Below are 18,152 nucleotides of genomic sequence, written 5' to 3' on the forward strand. Positions count from 1 at the left end.
CACATGGCGGCCCGACGACCTCGTCCGCCCGTTCCAGGAGCGGGAGGTCCGTGCCGACCGGGAGACCCTCACCCTCGGCTACGCCGGCGTCCGCTCCAGCCTCCTGCTTCACGCGGAGGCCGCCGCCCGGCGCCACGGGCTGGAGACCCGCAGCATCCTGGGTGCCGCTGCCGGAGGGCGAAGGCATTGGCGGCCACGGGCTCGGCGGCCCCAAGGCGGCCTGCAACATTGCCCCGGTCGGCCAGTATCAGGCCCCCAGGAGTTGCTCTGATGGCGCTCTGTGAGGTGAGCCCGGCAACCTTGGGGTCGGGTCAGCCGGGGCGGTGGGTTCGGTACGGCGGGTCTGCTTCGCGGCGGGCTCCGGCGCGGGCGCTGGTTCCTCGGCCGGGACCGCCTGCGGCAGAGGACGCAGTTCCAGGTAGTGAGTAAGAAGAGCAACACGCGCAAGGGGTGCACGGCCGAGTTCAAGCGCGACGCGGTCGCGCTGGTCCACTCGTCGGGGAAGACGGTCACCGAGGTCGCCCGGGAGATCGGCGTGAGCCCGGCGCGACCTCCAGGACGCGCCCACGCCCGCTGACCACCCCGCGCTCGGACACCAGCCTGATGCACGTTCCGTCCCAGTATCAGGCTGTCCAGCTCAGCGGGGGGAACGTCATGGGCGCCCTTCCTCGGCCCCGGCCGGGGCCGAGGAAGGGCGCTTCATTGTCAGCATCGCCGACAACTGCTGACGGCTCAGCAGCGGGAGGCTACCGATCAGAAGGAGACGTAGACGCCAGCCTGGTGGTATTCGCCGGCGACTCCCAGGACCTCGTTCTTGACTGCGTCGACCTGAGCCAGGACAGCCGAGTCGCTGACTGCCGTGGGCCCGGCGATGACGCCGGCGTGCGGGCTGAGGCCGCCGGAGACGTTGTCGAGCTCAGCGTCGGAGATCTCAGTGGTCTGAACCTGGCGAGCGGAGTTCATGGTGAGGCTTCCCTTCGTATGAATGTCGTCAAGGGGGGCGGCTCATGTGGGGACAAACGGCGAGCCACGGTTGCAGGCGCGCAACGCTCCAGTTCCAGGAACCTCGGCGCGACCCGGCAGCGCAAAGGATGAAATCACGGAGGACGCCGAGCATCCAGTCGAACGGTGTTCCTGCCACGGCAGTTAGAGGCGCGGTCTTCGCATCCGTGCAGACACGACCACGATTTGGGGGCGGCTTCTCTACACACTGCATGGGCCTGAGGAAGGCTGGTGTCGCCTTAGTGGTTCCCAACTTGACGATCCGCATCAACCAGACGCCATCCGGCATGTTCTTGTGCAGATCCCGCGACTGAAGTGTTGTGACTGGGGCATTCGATGTGCAGATTCCCGGCATGGGGCATTCGGGACGCGCTGCATGTGCTTCCCTTCGGCTTCAGCGAAGACCAAAGGCCCTCAGGCCGCCACGGACAAAGGGCCGTCCAGACCGGTGAAGTGATCGAGTGCAGCGCAGGAGAGACCGCCTGGAACTTCGGCACCCACGGCGGACGTACCAGTGCCTTTGGGCACCCGTGGCCGATTCGTGACGCTGGCAAGTTCCGCAATCCACAAACCTTGGGAATCGGGTAGGAGTGCCAGGCGCGCCGAGCTGCACCACCGGACGTGCGTCCGGCGGTTCATCGCGCTGATCTCGTACGTTGCCAGGTCGACTTGACCATCTTCAGCGCCATCAGATGATCACCGTTCGGCTGTAGTCGAGACACGGGCGGAGCGAGCAATTGAGCATGCCGGTGCTTTGCAAGTGAGGATGGGCCCATGACGGTCGGTGGAGTTGCTGTACCGCATGAGGACGCAGGCGCGCTCGACAGGCCAAGGCTGTCGGCAGTACGTGAAACGGGTTGCCTCGTAGACCGGAAGAGGCGTGCAGGGGCAGACCCGTCACCGGGGGGAAACGGCCCTGCCCCTGCACGATGCCGCCCACGTACCTCCCCCCGGAGGCCAGGCGACGCGACCCACGTCCGGGGGCCACTTTCCCCAGCGCAAAGCGGGTTTCAAGTGTCACGGCCAATCACCTGCGGCCATGAGGTCAACACATCTGTGTGGTGCTGATCTCGTCAGCACCACTTATCGTTCACGAGGCCCCCGTGCGGGTGGGCATGAAAGGTCCGGCTGCGGACAGGCGAGGAATGTTTCGTGTGCGGTGGCTGAACTTTTCGCGCAGGTCCGGCATGCGCTGCCGTCTCCGGCTTGATGACCTACCTGGGATACACGGTCATAAGGACACCCAACGGCGACATCATCGTCCTGGTGAAAGCCGGCAATGGGGCTGGACGGGCATAGCGGCTGACATGCCTAGTTGAGCACCCACGGTCGGTCCCGCCACAGGATCCTCATCGACAGGTGCTGAACGCTGCTCATCCCGCTGGCCTATCACCTGATGCTGCCAAGCGCCAGACCGCAGATGGACGGACCTGGCATCTGCTCCGAGTGTGCGGCCGATCTCCATGCGAAGGTCAAACGCCGCAACCACAGGAGCAAAAACGGAAGGTTGGGGTTGACATGCTCTTGACGGTGGCGTGCGGCGGCTGCATGGTGGCAGCACTTCGAGCCTGACTCGAATTCAACTGCCATGCATTTCCCACACCTGTCCCGACCCGGCGGCCCGCCCCCGGGCGGCCGACCGTGCACACCCCCCACGAGTGCCCCATGAGTGCCCCACAACTTCCAGGAGGCGCGATGGAACAACGTTCCGCGCAAAGAGATGACCGCCCCTCTCCTCACATACGCCGTGCCCGGCGAGCGGCAGCCCTGCTGACCGGGCTCATCACTCTCGCATTCACCGTGCTGGCCGGAGGTGTGGTCGACGCCGGTGTCGCGCAGGCTGCGGTTTCTGCGCGGGCGGCCTCGTCGCCGGTGCTCGACTTCGGTTGCGCCCACCCCGCGCACGCGGGGCAGGCGCGCTGTTTCGGCGTGATGCGGGCGCACCGCACCTCGTCCGGCCTGCTGGCGCCGCTGACCACGGGGTCACCGACGACGGCCGGGTACGTGCCGTCGGACCTGCGTTCCGCATACAACCTCGGCGGGACGTCGGGCGGCGGCCGCACCGTGGCCATCGTCGACGCGTACGACGACCCGTCCGCCGAGGCGGACCTCGGCAAGTACCGCAGCGCATACGGACTGTCGGCCTGCACGACGGCGAACGGCTGCTTCCACAAAGTGAACCAGAACGGGCAGGCGTCGCCGCTGCCGTCCGCTGACGCCGGTTGGGCCGAGGAGATCAGCCTCGACCTCGACATGGTCTCGGCGACGTGCCCTGGCTGCCACATCCTGCTCGTCGAGGCCAACTCGGCCAACGCCAGTGACCTGATGAAGGCCGAGGACCGGGCCGCCGCCACCTCGGGAGTGGTCTCGATCTCCAACAGCTGGGGCGGCGCCGAGGACTCCACCATCACCTCGGACGACAGCCACTTCAACCATCCGGGGGTCGCCGCCACCGCCAGTTCCGGCGACTCCGGCTACGGGGTGTCGTGGCCGGCGTCCTCGCCCTACGTCACCGCCGTCGGCGGTACGTCACTCACCAAGGCGTCCAACTCCCGCGGTTGGAGCGAGACCGCCTGGGGTTCGGCCACCAGTACGAGCGGTGCGGGTTCCGGCTGCTCGGCGTACGAGGCGAAGCCCTCCTGGCAGCACGACACCGGTTGCGCGAAGCGTACGGTCGCGGACGTGTCCGCGGTCGCCGACCCGAACACCGGCGTCGCGGTCTACGACACGTACAACACGTGTGGCACCAGCTCCTACTGCGACCTGCTGATCTCGCTCGGAGCCGTCGCGGGCGCGGACGGCTGGGTCCAGGTGGGCGGCACGAGCGCCTCGTCGCCGATCATCGCGAGCGTGTACGCGCTGGCGGGGAACACCGCTTCCGTGACGGCCGGTTCGTACCCGTACAGCCACACCTCGGCGCTGAACGACGTCACGTCGGGCTCGAACGGATCGTGCGGAAGCTACCTCTGCACGGCCGGCACCGGATACGACGGACCGACCGGACTCGGCACTCCGAACGGCACCGGCGCCTTCTGACGCCCCGCGCCGTGCATCGGCCCCTGCCCGAACTGCGGGCGGGGGCCGACACCTTGGTGTGACAGGCGGTTCTCGGTCAGCGGTTCTCGAGGAGGGCGACCAAGGGTCGTCGACGAGGCCCTCGCCCGCATCACCAGCGACGAGGCTGGGCCGGCCTCAAACTGGATCGACCCGGAGGACAGGTCGGCACCTGCACGTCGAGGTTGGGCGCGGAGGCGACCGCGGCGCGGAAGGCGGTCGACGTTCGTCGATCAGTCGCAGCAGGCCGGTTGATTTGTGCCGAGCCCCGGACCGCGCTGTCTTACCTTCCGACTCCCGCGCATCGTCATCAGCGCCTTCGCTTCCACGAGAAGGGCCGCCTCTTCGAGTCGCACTGCGCTGATGGGCCGCGTGATCACTGACTGCAATCGCACTGTCGTTTTAGGGACTTTGCGGTGCTTTCTATGCGAATAGCCCGATTTACGTGTCGTGTGGTCATCGGTGAGCGAGAAGGCTGGACGGTGAGAGGGCGCACGAAGGTCGGAGCGGCTTTGGGCTGGAGTCTCGATGACCGGGTCAAGCGCCGCCGCCTGGGGCTTGGAGCACCAGTTCGGAAGACGCCGTATGCGGATGGCCGCTGACCTGGCGACTCCCTGACCTGGCGACTCCCTGCCCTGGTGCGGAGCGAGGTTGGCGTCGCTGTTCCCCGTGAGCCCCCGCTGCGTCGGGTCCGAACGGGCACGATGAACCTCTCGGTGCGAACCATGAGCGGAGTGGTCGCTGGGGTTTGCTGGTCCGATCAGTTGGGCTGTGAGAGGCATGGGCGGCTGGCGCCGGTCGGCGAGGTTGCTGCACTTCTCTGCTGTACTGCAACGCCTTCGGAAGCCGCTTCGATGCGACGGCCGGTCACGCTCAGCAGCCGCTGGACGGGTGAGTAGCTGGTGGCGCTGTCGCCTGGAGGGTCCAGCCGGGCGGCTCAACACCGGGTCCACCGAGCAGTTGTGCCGAGGCCTGGCCGCCTTCGGCCAACTTCTTGTGCCACGCCCACGTGCCCTGAGCGATCGAGCCGTCGAACGTCCAACCCAGACCCCGCATAGCGGCCTGCACATACGAAACTGTCGTAGGCACGGACCCGCCGCCGGTGAAGTCGACATTGACGGTCGCCTCATCCCAACCGTAGGTCGACCTGATTCCGTCGCACGAGTCCCATTGGGGCTCAACGCTCTGCTTCAACGTGACGTGCGCGCCCGGCGGTACCACGGACAGCACCGGCTGAATCGCGTTCATCCGTCGATGCCCTGGATCAGGGTCCCCGACTGGCGACGGAGTCCCGCTGCAGCCGGTCACTGCCATGACTGTTGCGACCACAGCCGCAGACACAACACCGTACGCGGAACGACGCTCGACCCCCCACATGAAGGCAATGCTCACAGGTAACCGCCCGCAAAGCCAGCAGGAAAATCGATGCCGCCATGGGCATGCCACCGACATCGGTCCCACTACGGCGGGTCGGGCCGCAAGTTACCCACCGAGGTCGGCGTAGCGACTTGGGCCGGGAGTTCGATGACCGAGTCAAGGCTGTGACCGCCCTCCACCAGTGAGGGCCGCACCTCGTCCCGGAGATCGTCTGTGCCTCGGCCGACGAAAGTCAGCCCGGAAGATCGCCGAAGCCATCCCTGTGCGATCGAGGGTTCTCGGGGGCCGACCCGCCCCGCTGACATCGCCGATGCCCTGACGGCCACCGACAAGGAAGAGGCGGGAACTGTCATCACCTACCTGTCTGCGGGTGGCCTGGTCTTCCCCGGCCAACTGCGTCGTGATCGTGGGCATGCCCATCGAGCGGCGCAGCGAGTGGTGAAGCTGCTGGGATGGGACTCCACGTGGTGGAGGAACATCGAACTATCGGATGCGGGCCATGGGCGGAACCCGGTATCTCGGTTCTCCTTCGACGGAGTGGTCGCAGGCACGGGCAACGAATTTGTCGTGGCCCTGCTCCAAGTCGGAGAAGACCGACGCGTGGCGCGTCACGGTTCTGAACACCGCTTCAGGGGTTCGATCGGGGCCCGCTTCGGCTGCGGTCGGCGACTGATGGGACGGCCGGACGGAGTCGCTGGCATACGTCCCCGTCCGGCGTCGTTGATGTCGGCCGTGGCTGTCAGAAGCCTTCTGATCCGTAGCTCTGTGGGGATCGGTCAATGGCGGCCATAGCGGTCGCTTCGATGGCGCCGAAGGACCCCGCCGGGCGATGACGGTTGCTGCAGTTGCTGTACTTCCGTGCTGTACCGGGCGCCGTAGCCACCCGCTCGCTCAAGGGTCCAGCCGGTGAAGTGGCGCGGCTGTCAGGGCTGGTAAACCTTCACCCAGCCTTCGAGCATGTGCCGGAGGGTGTCTTCGGGATGCTCGCGCGAGTTGCAGAGCGCCTGGGAACTGGACCACAGGGTGAGCGCTCCCAGACGGCGGTTCGGGAAGCGTTCGAGCATCGCGTTGAAGAAGTCGAGAGCGGTGTCGTGCTTCTCCAGGAGCTCGTCGGCGGCATCCAGGTATGCGCGGGTCTCGGTGAAGACGCGGGTGGCGTCGTCGTCGAGGGTCTTGTCCTTGTGCCCCGCGACGATCCAGCGCGGGTTCAGGGCCCCGACGGTCTCGATGGCCCGGCGCCAGGCGTCGCGCCCGCCGCCCATCGACTGGCCGAGCTACTGGTGGACGCCGTTGTAGAGGACGTCTCCGGCCACCACCAGATCGAGGTCGGGCACGTGCAGGACGGTGGTGTCGTCGCCGTCGCTGTGGCCGACCTCGACGATGACCAGCTCGTGCCCCTCGAGAGTGAACCCTGATGAACCAGCTGGCCTACGACGGCCGGGCCTCGCACCAAGCCCTGGCCGACGCCCTGTCCACCAGTGCCTCCACCGTCAAGCGGCGCATGGACCAGTTGACCCGGCTGGGCCTGCTGCGTCTGCGCTGCGACTTCGCCCGCCCGCTGGGCGGCTGGCCGGTCGGCGTCACCTTCTGGGCCACGGTCCCCACGGCTGACCTGGCGGACATCGGCCACGACCTGATCCGGCTGCCCCAGACCCGCAACTGCGCCGCGATCAGCGGCCCCCACAACCTCGTCCTGCAGGCCGCACTGCATTCCGTCGAAGACGTCCTCTACCTCGAGCACCAGATCGCCACCACCTGTCCCAGCCTCGAAATCGCCGACCGGGCGATCACCCTGCGATACGACAAGATCATGGGTCACGTCCTCGACCCCTACGGACGATCCGTCGGCGTTGTGCCACCCGACGTGTGGTCGGACCCCGCCGATGCGGCGCCCGGTCGCACCGACCGGCGGTGAAGGCGGCCGGTCTCCTCGGCTCTTCCGGAAGAAGCGCGGAGTCGACCTGGCCGCCGCCTTGTGAGAGCTCGCGCTGTCCGAGGCGGCCGGCGTGTTCCACCTCGCCGGGCCGGACGCCCTGAGCCGTCACGACCTCGGTGTGCTCGTCGCCCGGCGGGAAGCGCTTGACAGCACACGGCTTCCTGCCGGGCGACGAGCCGACACCTCACTGCCGGGGGCCCTCGACGTGCGCCTCGACAGTCGCGCCACACAGGAGCGACTGCGGACCCGGCTCCGCGGCGCACGCGAGTTCCTCCACCAGGACAGCCGACCGCCCTGCGTCGCCGTGTGTCAGGCGGACCGCAGCAGCTCGCGGAGTCCGGTGGTGTCGATGAGGTGGGCCCGGCTCGGGAACACCTTGTCGACCAGCACCTGGTGGGTCTCGGGGTCGGAGTCGGCTATGCCGTCGGTCAGTACGTAGACGCGGTAGTCGCGGTCGGCGGCGTCGATGAGGGTGGACAGGACGACGCCGCTGGTGCTGATCCCGGTGAGCACCAGGGTGTCGATGCCGCGGTCGCTCAGCTGCTGGTGGAGATCGGTGGTGGAGACCGAGCCGAAGCGGATCTTGCGTACGACGACGTCGCCCTCCTCGGGCGTGATGCGCTCGTCGATCTGGGTGGCCGGGTCCTCGTGGTGCAGCATCTTCGCCGCGGCGACGGCGCTGAAGGTCTTGTTGGTCTCGGGGATCGCGCTCCAGTCGTCCTCGGTGAAGGCGACGCGGACGTAGCCGATGGTGCCGCCGGCGGCGCGGACGTCGGCGATGGCGCCCTTGACCCGCTCGACGAGCGCGTCGGCGTCGGGGGCGAGGGGGACAATCCCGTTCTGGAAGTCCATGGCCAGCAGCGCGGTGCGCTCAGCGGTGATCGGGGGGAGGGTGGGGGTGCTCACTCGGGTTCTCCTCGGTGGCTTCTCGAGTTCAGCTCTCGAGTTCTGGCTTTGTTGTTGGATTTGTCTTGGTTGCCGGGTTGGTCGGGGGCTCGGAGGTATGGGTCTACCGGCTCGTGTCGCGGCCCATCAGACGGCGGTCCAGGACCGTCAGCAGCAGGACCGCCAGGCCCGCCACGACCAGGACCGTGCCGAGGGCGTGCAGGCCGTGGTCGCTCGCCCCGTCGCGGAAGACGATGCTGCCGATCACGGCGGAGGTGATGGTTCCGAGGTATCCGAAGGTCCGGAACAACCCGGAGGCCGTGCCGATCTGGTCGGGGGGTGCCGCGAGGTACAGGGCGGTCTGGTTCCCGATCGTGGTGGTGGCGGACGTGACGCCGAAGACCAGGGACACCAGCACGATCTCGATCTGCGCACTGTGCGAGGTGAGCAGCATGATCCCGGCGGAGCCGAGCAGCATGGTCACCGCCGAGGCGATCAGCGGTCCACGCACCAGGTTGCGGCTGGCGAGCGGCCGGGAGAGCAGCGCGGACACGGCGCCCATCGGCAGCAGCAGGAGGCCCGCCGTGACGGTGGACATCCCGTGCGCGGCCTCCATCCACTGAGTCATGCCGTACAACACGGTGTAGGCGCCGAGCAGGGTGAGCGCCTGACGCAGATAGGTGCGGGCGAGGGGGCCGTTGGCGGCGAGGCTGCGGAGGTCGAAGAAGGGCGCGGCCCTGCGTAGCTCCCATACGACCGTCGGCGCGCCGATCAGCACGGAGGCGGCGAGCGCGAGCCAGTCGGCATGCGGCAGGCCCATCAGAAAGATGACCAGCGCGCTCATCGACACCGCGAAGCCGAGGATGCCGGGCAGGTCGATCCGGTCGGCGACCTGACGAAAGCCGCTGCGCCCGCGGTCGAGCGCGGGATCCTCGGGCAGCCATCGCATGGCCGTCACCAGCGTGATCACGGTGACCGGGATGTTGATCAGGAAGGCCCAGCGCCAGCCAGCTGCGCCCACCAGCAGTCCGCCGATCGGCGGGCCGACGGCCGCGGTGGCCATGCCCGCGATCGCGATGCCGCCGAGCACCCCGCCCGGCGGAGCGTCGAGACCGGTCTCCTGGGCACGGCGCCGGATCATCACCATGGCGCAGGGGAAGCCGGCCGAGGTACCCATGCCGATCAGCGCCCGGGCCAGGGTCAGCATCGCCAGGTTCCGGCCGAGGCCGCCCACCAGGCCGCCCAGCAGCACCAGCACGATGCCGGAGAGGAAGATCCGGCGCGCGCCGAGCACCTCCGCCAGTTTGCCCGCGGTGGGCTGCGCGACGGCGCTCGCCAGGTAGAGCGAGGAGACCAGCACGGCGGTGCTGCCCACGGAGATGTGCAGTTCGCCGGCGATGGGCACCAGAGCGGTCGCGATGAGGGAACTGTTGATCGGGTTGAGGCTGGAGCCCACGTAGAGCGGGGTGGTGAACGTCCACGCGAAGGGCCTGCGCGTCAGACCGCGCGCCGTGGCGTCGGCCCGGCCGGTGGTGGCCTTCATATGCCGCCGTCGCTCAGGTCGGCCGCGGCGAGGCGCTCCAGCAGCTCGATGGCCTTCTCCACGTCCTTGCGCTCGTCCGGGGCGACGACCTGGTCGATGGCCCGCGCGAGGAAGGAGGCGCGTCCCGCGAGCAGATTGTCGATCAGTTCGGTCGCGGAGGGATCGGCCGTCATGAGCTTTCTCCGGCCGTCCTGCGGGTCGGGCTCGCTGTGGACGAGCCCGGCGGCCTTGAGCACCGCCAGGCTCTGCGCGATGGACTGCGGGCTGACGTGCTCCAGTGCGGCAAGCCGGGCCGCGGTGACCGGGCCCTCCCGCAGCACGCTGCCGAGCACGGTGAGCTGGGTGACGGTCAGACCGGTCGAATGCTGCCCCGATTCCGTGCGCAGGCGTGCGCGGAGTCGCTTCATCGCATCGTTGAGGCGCTGCGCGGTCACGGTGGACTGCTGCGGCCCGGGGTCCGTGTTCATGACCGCCACCCTAAAACTCGACAAGCAACTTTGCCAAGTTACTTGTCAAACTCCCCCGCGCAGGGCATGACGGTATGCCGGTTCCTCGCAGGTGACGATTACGGAAGCACCGCGAAGCCGTCGAGTTCCACGAGGGCCTCCTCGTCCCAGAGGCGCACCGCTCCCACGACGGCCATCGCGGGATAGGCGCGGCCCGCCAGTCGCCGCCAGATGCGGCCGAGTTCGGGGGCGCGGGCGCGGTAGTCGGCGACGTCGGTGGCGTAGACGGTGACACGGGCGAGGTCGCCGGGGGTGCCGCCGGCGGCGCGCAGGGCCGTGAGCAGATTGGTGAGCGCCCGCTCGAACTGCTCGGGGAGGTTGGAGCCGACGACCTTGCCGTCCGTGTCCAGGGCGGTCTGCCCGGCCAGGAACACCACCCGGGACCCGGTCGCGACCACCGCGTGGGAGAAGCCCGCCGGAGGGGACAGGTCGGGCGGGTTGATACGCGAGAGGTCGGGCGGGTTGCCGACCGACCTCTCGGGCGGGTCGGTGTGCTCGACGGTCACGGGGCCTCCACGGTGGCGTACAACTCCTTGGCGACGATGCCGCGTTGGACCTCGCTCGCACCCTCGTAGATCCGGGGCGCGCGCACCTCGCGGTACAGGTGCTCGAGGAGGTGGCCGCGGCGCAGGGCGCGGGCGCCGTGCAACTGGACGGCCGCGTCGACGACGTACTGCGCGGTCTCGGTGGCCAGCAGCTTCGCCATCGCGGCCCGTTTCGGGACGTCCGGGGCGCCTTCGTCGTACGCCGTCGCCGCCGCGTAGACCATGAGACGGGCCGCCTCCGTACGCAGGGCCATCTCGGCGACCTGGTGCGCGACAGCCTGGAGGTCCTTCAGTTTGCCGCCGAACGCGTCCCGCCGCGCCGTGTGCGCCAGGGTCGCGTCGAGGGCCGACTGCGCCATGCCGACCGCGAAGGCGCCGACGCTCGGCCGGAAGAGATTGAGAGTGCCCATGGCGACCCGGAAGCCCCGGCCGGGTTCCCCGAGGACGTCGTCGGCGGTCACGGGCACGGCGTCGAAGACCAGGGCGCCGACGGGGTGCGGCGAGAGCATCTCCAGCGGGGAGCCGGTCAGTCCGGGACGGTCGGCGGGGACGAGGAAGGCGGTCACGCCGCGCGCGCCCGCGCCGGGGGTGGTGCGGGCGAAGACGGTGTAGAAGTCGGCCTCGGGGGCGTTGGAGATCCAGCACTTCTCGCCCGTGAGCCGCCAGCCCCGCTCACCGTCACGCTCGGCGTGCACGGAACCGCTGTCGTCGGTTTCCGCGGCGCTGTCGCTGTTCCTGTTCGCGCCGTTCGCGGTGCCGTCCGGATCCGCGCGCAGGGCCAGCGCCGCGGCGTCCGAGCCCGCGTCCGGCTCGGTCAGGGCGAAGGCCGCCACCGTCGTCCCCGCACGGACACCGGGGAGCCAGCGGGCGCGCTGGTCCGGGGTGCCGTAGGCGTGCACAGGGTGGGCGCCGAGCCCCTGAAGGGCGAGGGCCGTCTCCGCCTCCGTGCAGGCATGGGCCAGCGACTCCCTCATCAGGCACAGCTCCAGCGCGCCCGAGGTGAACAGCCGGTCCAGCAGTCCGAGTCGGCCGAGCTCCGCGACGAGGTCCCGGTTGACGCGGCCCGGCTCACCCTTCTCCGCGAGCGGGCGCAGCCGCTGCTCGGCCAGGGTGCGCAGTTCCGTGCACCAGGCGGTTTGTGCCGGATCGAGCGAGAATGCGGTCATTGCCGGTCCCTCTCCCTGACGGCGCACCGGGGCGGGTGGGCTGCCCACCCGAGCGTATCGCGGACCGTTGACTGTCGTCACCAACACGATACGCTCGATGCGCGAGCCCACCACGACAAGGGGGCGAGACGCCATGGAAGCCAGGGAAGCCACGGACCCGAGGGACCCCGACAGCGCCCCGGACGCCGTCGGCACCACGGACACCTCCGGTATCGCGGAGACAACCGGCACGGCCCACGCGGCCGTCGGCACGACCAACCCGGTCGGCGCCCCCACCGCCCACCTGGACACCTTCTCCCGGGACCACCTGCCGCCGCCCGAGCAGTGGCCCGAACTCCGTTTCGACCTGCCCGAGCTCCAGTACCCCGAACGGCTCAACGCCGCCGTCGAGCTGCTGGCGGACACCGCCGCCGAGCGCCCCGCGTTCCGTACGGCGGACGGGGACGTGTGGACGTACGGTCAGCTCCGGGCCCGCGTCGACCGGATCGCGCACACGCTCACCGGCAGCCTCGGCGTCGTCCCCGGCAACCGCGTCCTGCTGCGCGGGCCCACCACTCCCTGGCTCGCCGCCTGCTGGCTCGCGGTGCTGAAGGCGGGCGCGGTCGCCGTCACCGTGCTCGCCCAGCAGCGTGCGCACGAGCTGCGCACCCTGTGCGAGATCGCGCGGGTCGGGCGCGCCCTGTGCGACGCCCGCGTCGTCGACGACCTGGTCAAGGCCGAGGTCCCCGGGCTGTGCATCACGCCCTACGGCGGTGACTCCCCCGACGATCTGCTGCGGCTGCCGGCGTCCGGGGAACCCTACTCACCGGTGGACACGGCGGCCGACGACGTGGCGCTGATCGCCTTCACCTCGGGCACCACGGGCCGCCCGAAGGGCTGTATCCACTTCCACCGCGATCTGCTCGCCATCGCGGACACCTTCTCCCGGCATGTGCTCCGGCCCCGCCCCGACGACGTCTTCGCGGGCAGTCCCCCGCTCGGGTTCACCTTCGGGCTCGGCGGGCTCGTCGTCTTTCCGCTGCGGGCCGGCGCGAGCGCCCTGCTGCTCGAGCAGGCGGGCCCCCGGCAGCTGCTGCCCGCGATCGCCGAGCACCGGGTCTCCGTGCTGTTCACCGCCCCGACCGCCTACCGCGCGATGCTCGACGAGCTGACCAGCGAGGACAGGGCCGACGGGCACGGCCGGCACGACATCGCGTCGCTGCGGCGGTGCGTGTCGGCCGGGGAGAACCTTCCCGCCGCCACCTGGCGGGCCTGGCACGAGCGCACGGGACTGCGCGTCATCAACGGCATCGGCGCGACCGAACTGCTGCACATCTTCATATCCGCCGCCGACGACGGGATCCGCCCGGGGACCACCGGAGTTCCCGTGCCGGGGTGGCAGGCCCGGGTGCAGGACGCGCACGGCACGCCCCTGCCCGACGGCGAGCCCGGGCTGCTCGCCGTGCGCGGCCCGGTCGGCTGCCGCTATCTCGCCGACCCCCGGCAGCGGGAGTACGTGCGGGACGGCTGGAACATCACGGGCGACACCTATGTCCGCGACCCCGACGGCTACTTCCGCTATGTGGCGCGCGCCGACGACATGATCATCTCGGCCGGGTACAACATCGCCGGGCCCGAGGTCGAGGAGGCGCTGCTGCGGCATCCGGACGTGGTCGAGACGGCGGTCGTCGGCCGGCCCGACGAGACGCGCGGGCAGGTGGTGGTGGCGTACACGGTCCTCCGGCCGGGGGCGCGGCGCGACCCGGAGGCGCTGCGCGCCTTTCTCAAGTCCGAGCTGGCGCCGTACAAGTGCCCACGCGAGTTCGTCTTCCTGGACGCGCTGCCCCGCACGGCGACGGGCAAGCTCCAGCGCTTCCGGCTGCGGACGGACAATCACCCGGTACCGCCACTTGGTGATCACGAGTGACGCGGACGTTCTAGAGTGATCATCGTGTCCGATCAGCACGCTCCCCGTTCCCTCATCGTGACGTTCTACGGTGCCTACGGCCGCTTCACAGCCGGACCGGTGCCGGTCGCCGAGCTGATCAGACTGCTCGCCGCGGTCGGGGTGGACGCGCCCTCCGTGCGCTCGTCGGTGTCCCGGCTCAAGCGGCGCGGGCTGCTGGTCCCCGCGCGCACGGCCGCGGGCGCGGCGGGGTACGCGCTGTCACCGGACGCCCTGCAACTGCTCGACGACGGCGACCGGCGCGTGTACGCGACGACGCCGCCCGACGACGGGGGCTGGGTGCTCGCGGTGTTCTCGGTACCGGAGTCGGAGCGGCAGAAGCGGCATCTGCTGCGCTCCCGGCTCGCCGGGCTCGGCTTCGGCACCGCGGCCCCGGGGGTGTGGATCGCTCCGGCCCGGCTGTACGAGGAGACCCGGCACACCCTGGAGCGGCTGCGCCTGGACCCGTATGTGGACCTCTTCCGCGGTGAGCACCTCGGTTTCACCCCGACCGCTCAGGCGGCGGCACGCTGGTGGGACCTGGCCGGGATCGCCAAGCAGCACGAGGCGTTCCTCGACCGTCACGCGCGGGTGCTGCACGACTGGGAGGCCCGCGGGGACACCCCGCCGGAGGAGGCCTACCGCGACTATCTGCTCGCCCTGGACTCCTGGCGTCATCTGCCGTACGTCGACCCCGGGTTGCCCACCGAGCTGCTCCCCGGGGACTGGCCGGGCACCCGCTCCGCCGCGGTCTTCCGCGCGCTGCACGAGCGGCTGCGGGACGCGGGAGCGGTCTTCGCGGGAGCCGGCCCGTAGGCATGACGCGGCGGTGCCGCGGGACGCGACGCTCGCTTCATCCACCGGGCGACCGGCTCCTCAACCACCCAAGGCCAGACGCGGCTTGGGCGCATCCGTGCGTCCCGTCTGCGGGCGGCGGCTGCCGGCGCGATAGGGCGCGGGCCATGCGACGGCCGGTCCGCTGTACCCCTGTTCGGCCGCCGCGTGCAGCGTCCAGTGCGGGTCGTACAGATGCGGTCTGGCGAGGGCGCACAGATCGGCGCGCCCGGCCAGGATCAGCGAGTTGACGTCGTCCCAGGACGAGATCGCGCCCACCGCGATCACCGGGATGCCCGTCTCCTGACGGATCCGGTCGGCGTACGGCGTCTGGTACGACCGTCCGAACTGCGGCTGCTCCTCGGCCACCACCTGGCCGGTCGACACATCGATCGCGTCGGCGCCGTGCGCGGCGAAGGCACGGGCGATCTCGACGGCCTCCTCGGCGGTGGTGCCGCCCTCGGCCCAGTCGGTCGCGGAGATCCGTACGGTCATGGGCCGTTCCTCGGGCCACACCGCGCGTACGGCGTCGAAGACCTCCAGCGGGAAGCGCAGCCGCCCGGCGAGGCTGCCGCCGTAGGCGTCGGTGCGCCGGTTGGTGAGGGGCGAGAGGAAGCCGGACAGCAGATAGCCGTGGGCGCAGTGCAGTTCGAGCAGATCGAAGCCGCTGCGGGCGGCCCGGCAGGCGGCGGACGCGAACTGTTCGCGGATGTCGGTCAGTTGGGCACGGGTCAGCTCGCGGGGCGTCTGGCTGCCGGTCTTGTACGGAAGCGGGGAGGCGGCCACCAGAGGCCAGTTGCCCTCGTCCAGCGGTTCGTCCATGCCCTCCCACATCAGCTTGGTCGAGCCCTTGCGGCCGCTGTGTCCGAGCTGCACGCCGATCGCGGTGCCCGGTGCCTGGGCGTGCACGAAGTCGGTGATCCGCCGCCAGGCCTCGGCCTGCCGCCCGGTGTAGAGACCGGCGCAGCCCGGGGTGATGCGCCCCTCGGCGCTCACACACACCATCTCGGTCATCACCAGGCCGGCCCCGCCGAGCGCCCGGGCGCCCAGGTGGACGAGGTGGAAGTCGCCGGGGACGCCGTCCACCGCCGAGTACATGTCCATCGGCGAGACGATGACCCGGTTGCGCAGGGTCAGACCGCGCAGCCGGAAGGGGGTGAACATGGGTGGGGTGCCGGGCGGGCAGCCGAACTCCTCCTCCACCGCCTCGGTGAAGCGCGCGTCACGCAGCCGCAGATTGTCGTGGGTGACCCGGCGGCTGCGGGTGAGCAGATTGAACGCGAACTGCCGGGCGGGCTGGTCGAGATGGAGCCGCAGGTCCTCGAACCACTCCAGGCTGGCCCGGGCCGCGCGCTGGGTGGAGGCGACGACCGGGCGCCGCTCCTCCTCGTAGGCGACGAGGGCGTCCCGCAGCGAGGTGTGCTCCTCCAGGCAGGCGGCCAGCGCCAGCGCGTCCTCCACCGCGAGTTTGGTGCCGGAGCCGATCGAGAAGTGGGCGGTGTGCGCGGCGTCGCCGAGAAGGACCAGGTTGTCGTGCGACCAGCGGGCGTTCACCACCGTGCGGAACGTCGTCCAGGTGGAGTTGTTGGAGCGCAGGGGCCGGCCGCCGAGCGCGTCCGTGAAGATCTTGGCGCAGCGCTCGATCGTCTCGGCGGTCTCCGACTCGTCGAACCCGGCGGCCCGCCACACCTCCTCCCGCATCTCGACGATGACGGTCGAGGCGTCGGCCGCGTACGGGTAGCCGTGCAGTTGCATCACGCCGTGTTCGGTCTCGGCGATCTCGAAGCGGAACGCGTCGAAGGCGAAGTCGGCGGCGAGCCAGATGTACCGGCAGCGATGCTCCTCGACGGTCGGCCGGAACACCTGCGCATAGGCCTCGCGGACGGTGCTGCGCACCCCGTCGGCGGCGATCACCAGGTCGTACGCCTTCATCAGCCGGGCCGGGTGCGGGGCCTCGGTGCTGAAGCGCAGCTCGATGCCGAGCGAGCGGCAGCGCTCGTGCAGGATCTGGAGCAGCCGCCGCCTGCCCAGTGCGGCGAAGCCGTGGCCGCCGGAGGTCTGGCGCACTCCCCGGTGCACGATGTCGATGTCGTCCCAGCGCACGAACTCGTCCTTCAGGGCCGCGTGCACCACGGGGTCGGCGTGCTCGATGCCGCCGAGGGTCTCGTCGGACAGCACGACACCGAAGCCGAAGGTGTCGTCGGGGGCGTTGCGCTCCCAGACGGTGACCTCCCGCGCCGGGTCCAGACGCTTGAGCAGGACGGCGGAGTACAGCCCGCCGGGCCCGCCGCCGACGACCGCGACGCGCAGAGGCCGGGGGGCCGTCGTCATGGCTACCTCCCCTGCCATTTCGGGGGCCGCTTCTCGGTGAAGGCCGCGTGGAACTCGGCGTAGTCCTCGCCGTTCATCAGCAGGGCCTGGGTGGAGGCGTCCAGTTCGACGGACGCGGCGAGCGGCATGTCCAGCTCGGCGGTGAGCAGCGCCTTCGTCTGCGCGTACGCCAGTGCCGGGCCGTCGGCGAGGCGGCGGGCCAGCGCCTGGGCGGCCTCGTCGGCGTGCCCCTCCTCGGTCAGCTCGCTGATGAGTCCGATCCGCTCGGCCTCGGGGGCCCGCACCGGCTCGCCGAGCATGAGCAGCCGGGTGGCGTGGCCGAGTCCGACGACTCTGGGGAGCAGATAGGCGGCACCCATGTCGCCGCCGGAGAGCCCGACCCGGGTGAAGAGGAACGCGAAGCGGGCGGAGGGGTCCGCCACCCGGAAGTCGGCGGCCAGCGCGAGCACCGCGCCCGCGCCCGCGGCCACTCCGTGCACGGCGGCGATCACCGGGAAGGGGCACTCCCGCACGGCCCGGACGACCTGCCCGGTCATGCGGTTGAAGTCGAGCAGCTGGGCGGTGTCCAGGGAGAGGGTGGCGCCGATGATCTCCTCGACGTCGCCGCCCGAGCAGAAGCCGCGTCCCTCGCCGGCCAGCACCAAGGCCCGCACGGACCTCTCCCGGGACAGCTGGGCGAGCAGATCACGCAGGTCGGCGTAGGCGCCGAAGGTGAGCGCGTTGAGTTTCTCGGGGCGGGCCAGGGTGACCGTGGCCACCCCGTCGGACTGGGTGTACCTGAGGTGACGCCACTCGGAGGTGTGGGCGGCGGAGCCGGTGAAGGGACTCATGACGTGCGGCCTCCTCGGTCGGGGGGCGGCTGTCCGCACTGCTGCTCTGTGATGAAGTTATCACCGATCGGTGACTGTCGTCACGAGTGCGCGATACCCCGAACGGGGAGACACAGGTCGTACGGCGCGCTGTGACAGCCGCCCGCAGGTCGTCACGCCTCGTCGACAACCGGGTAACGACGACCACCCGTGGGCGCGGCGGGACGTCATCCGGGGTAC

Annotated in this window: 16 protein-coding genes and 2 pseudogenes; 8 read left to right on the forward strand and 10 right to left on the reverse strand. The window is 70.2% G+C overall.

The genetic code is table 11. From position 1 onward, the window contains the following. Positions 1-13 precede the first annotated feature (13 nt). Together ACFY2Z_RS04385 and ACFY2Z_RS04390 are read left to right on the forward strand one after the other, a co-directional pair. A pseudogene (locus ACFY2Z_RS04385) lies at positions 14-160 on the forward strand (4-hydroxy-2-oxovalerate aldolase); the annotation flags it as partial. A gap of 261 nt (positions 161-421) precedes the next feature. Continuing rightward, complete coding sequence (locus ACFY2Z_RS04390) at positions 422-577, forward strand: transposase (protein WP_390742658.1); 156 nt, start codon at positions 422-424, stop codon at positions 575-577. Between the two features lie 176 nt (positions 578-753). Here the strand turns inward: ACFY2Z_RS04390 and ACFY2Z_RS04395 are convergent, their stop codons facing one another. After that, entirely contained in the window at positions 754-963 is a 210-nt protein-coding gene (locus ACFY2Z_RS04395) for a hypothetical protein (RefSeq protein WP_390742659.1), read from the reverse strand. A 1,734-nt stretch (positions 964-2,697) separates the two neighbouring features. On the opposite strand from ACFY2Z_RS04395, the gene ACFY2Z_RS04400 reads away from it, so the two are divergent. Then, positions 2,698-4,038: a peptidase S8 gene (locus ACFY2Z_RS04400; protein ID WP_390742660.1), complete on the forward strand. Its 1,341-nt coding sequence runs from the start codon at positions 2,698-2,700 to the stop codon at positions 4,036-4,038. 891 nt (positions 4,039-4,929) lie between these two features. Here the strand turns inward: ACFY2Z_RS04400 and ACFY2Z_RS04405 are convergent. Beyond that, positions 4,930-5,304 carry a hypothetical protein gene (locus ACFY2Z_RS04405; RefSeq protein WP_390742661.1) on the reverse strand — a complete coding sequence of 125 codons (375 nt, stop codon included), beginning with the start codon at positions 5,302-5,304 and terminating at the stop codon, positions 4,930-4,932. Positions 5,305-6,356: 1,052 nt separating this feature from the next. Then, positions 6,357-6,695 carry a hypothetical protein gene (locus tag ACFY2Z_RS04410; protein ID WP_390742662.1) on the reverse strand — a complete coding sequence of 113 codons (339 nt, stop codon included), beginning with the start codon at positions 6,693-6,695 and terminating at the stop codon, positions 6,357-6,359. An 18-nt stretch (positions 6,696-6,713) separates the two neighbouring features. Here ACFY2Z_RS04410 and ACFY2Z_RS04415 point away from each other — a divergent pair, with 18 nt between their 5' ends. The 3 genes and pseudogenes from ACFY2Z_RS04415 to ACFY2Z_RS04425 form a co-directional block, all read left to right on the forward strand. Then, positions 6,714-6,848, forward strand: a complete 135-nt coding sequence (locus ACFY2Z_RS04415; RefSeq protein WP_390742663.1) for a hypothetical protein — start codon at positions 6,714-6,716, stop codon at positions 6,846-6,848. After that, positions 6,848-7,348, forward strand: coding sequence for an AsnC family transcriptional regulator (locus tag ACFY2Z_RS04420; protein WP_390742664.1), 501 nt, complete (start codon positions 6,848-6,850; stop codon positions 7,346-7,348). The genes ACFY2Z_RS04415 and ACFY2Z_RS04420 overlap by 1 nt, the downstream gene beginning before the upstream one ends. A gap of 43 nt (positions 7,349-7,391) precedes the next feature. Then, a pseudogene (locus tag ACFY2Z_RS04425) lies at positions 7,392-7,643 on the forward strand (dTDP-4-dehydrorhamnose reductase); the annotation flags it as partial. A 35-nt stretch (positions 7,644-7,678) separates the two neighbouring features. Here the strand turns inward: ACFY2Z_RS04425 and ACFY2Z_RS04430 are convergent. From ACFY2Z_RS04430 to ACFY2Z_RS04450, 5 genes are all read right to left on the reverse strand, one after another. Next, the gene (locus ACFY2Z_RS04430) at positions 7,679-8,275 is read right to left on the reverse strand and encodes a cysteine hydrolase family protein (RefSeq protein WP_390742665.1); all 597 of its coding nucleotides are present in this window, start codon (positions 8,273-8,275) and stop codon (positions 7,679-7,681) included. Between the two features lie 103 nt (positions 8,276-8,378). Next, the gene (locus ACFY2Z_RS04435; RefSeq protein ID WP_390742666.1) at positions 8,379-9,797 is read right to left on the reverse strand and encodes an MFS transporter; all 1,419 of its coding nucleotides are present in this window, start codon (positions 9,795-9,797) and stop codon (positions 8,379-8,381) included. Beyond that, positions 9,794-10,264, reverse strand: coding sequence for a MarR family winged helix-turn-helix transcriptional regulator (locus ACFY2Z_RS04440; protein ID WP_390742667.1), 471 nt, complete (start codon positions 10,262-10,264; stop codon positions 9,794-9,796). Before ACFY2Z_RS04440 ends, ACFY2Z_RS04435 begins: the two co-directional genes overlap by 4 nt. A gap of 98 nt (positions 10,265-10,362) precedes the next feature. Beyond that, positions 10,363-10,809 (reverse strand): RidA family protein, encoded by a 447-nt coding sequence (locus tag ACFY2Z_RS04445; RefSeq protein WP_390742668.1) that lies wholly within the window; start codon positions 10,807-10,809, stop codon positions 10,363-10,365. Then, a complete protein-coding gene (locus ACFY2Z_RS04450; protein WP_390742669.1) occupies positions 10,806-12,014 on the reverse strand; it encodes an acyl-CoA dehydrogenase family protein in 1,209 nt (402 codons plus the stop codon). The genes ACFY2Z_RS04445 and ACFY2Z_RS04450 overlap by 4 nt, the downstream gene beginning before the upstream one ends. A gap of 133 nt (positions 12,015-12,147) precedes the next feature. On the opposite strand from ACFY2Z_RS04450, the gene ACFY2Z_RS04455 reads away from it, so the two are divergent. Next, complete coding sequence (locus ACFY2Z_RS04455; protein WP_390742670.1) at positions 12,148-13,920, forward strand: AMP-binding protein; 1,773 nt, start codon at positions 12,148-12,150, stop codon at positions 13,918-13,920. A 15-nt stretch (positions 13,921-13,935) separates the two neighbouring features. After that, a complete protein-coding gene (locus ACFY2Z_RS04460) occupies positions 13,936-14,754 on the forward strand; it encodes a PaaX family transcriptional regulator C-terminal domain-containing protein (RefSeq protein ID WP_390742671.1) in 819 nt (272 codons plus the stop codon). 60 nt (positions 14,755-14,814) lie between these two features. On the opposite strand, the gene ACFY2Z_RS04465 is transcribed toward ACFY2Z_RS04460, so the two are convergent. Then, positions 14,815-17,103 (reverse strand): bifunctional salicylyl-CoA 5-hydroxylase/oxidoreductase, encoded by a 2,289-nt coding sequence (locus ACFY2Z_RS04465; RefSeq protein ID WP_390742672.1) that lies wholly within the window; start codon positions 17,101-17,103, stop codon positions 14,815-14,817. 2 nt (positions 17,104-17,105) lie between these two features. Beyond that, positions 17,106-17,933: an enoyl-CoA hydratase family protein gene (locus ACFY2Z_RS04470; RefSeq protein WP_390742673.1), complete on the reverse strand. Its 828-nt coding sequence runs from the start codon at positions 17,931-17,933 to the stop codon at positions 17,106-17,108. Between the last annotated feature and the right edge of the window lie 219 nt (positions 17,934-18,152).

It is taken from the genome of Streptomyces sp. NPDC001222 (assembly GCF_042896945.1).
Classification (GTDB): domain Bacteria; phylum Actinomycetota; class Actinomycetes; order Streptomycetales; family Streptomycetaceae; genus Streptomyces; species Streptomyces gibsoniae.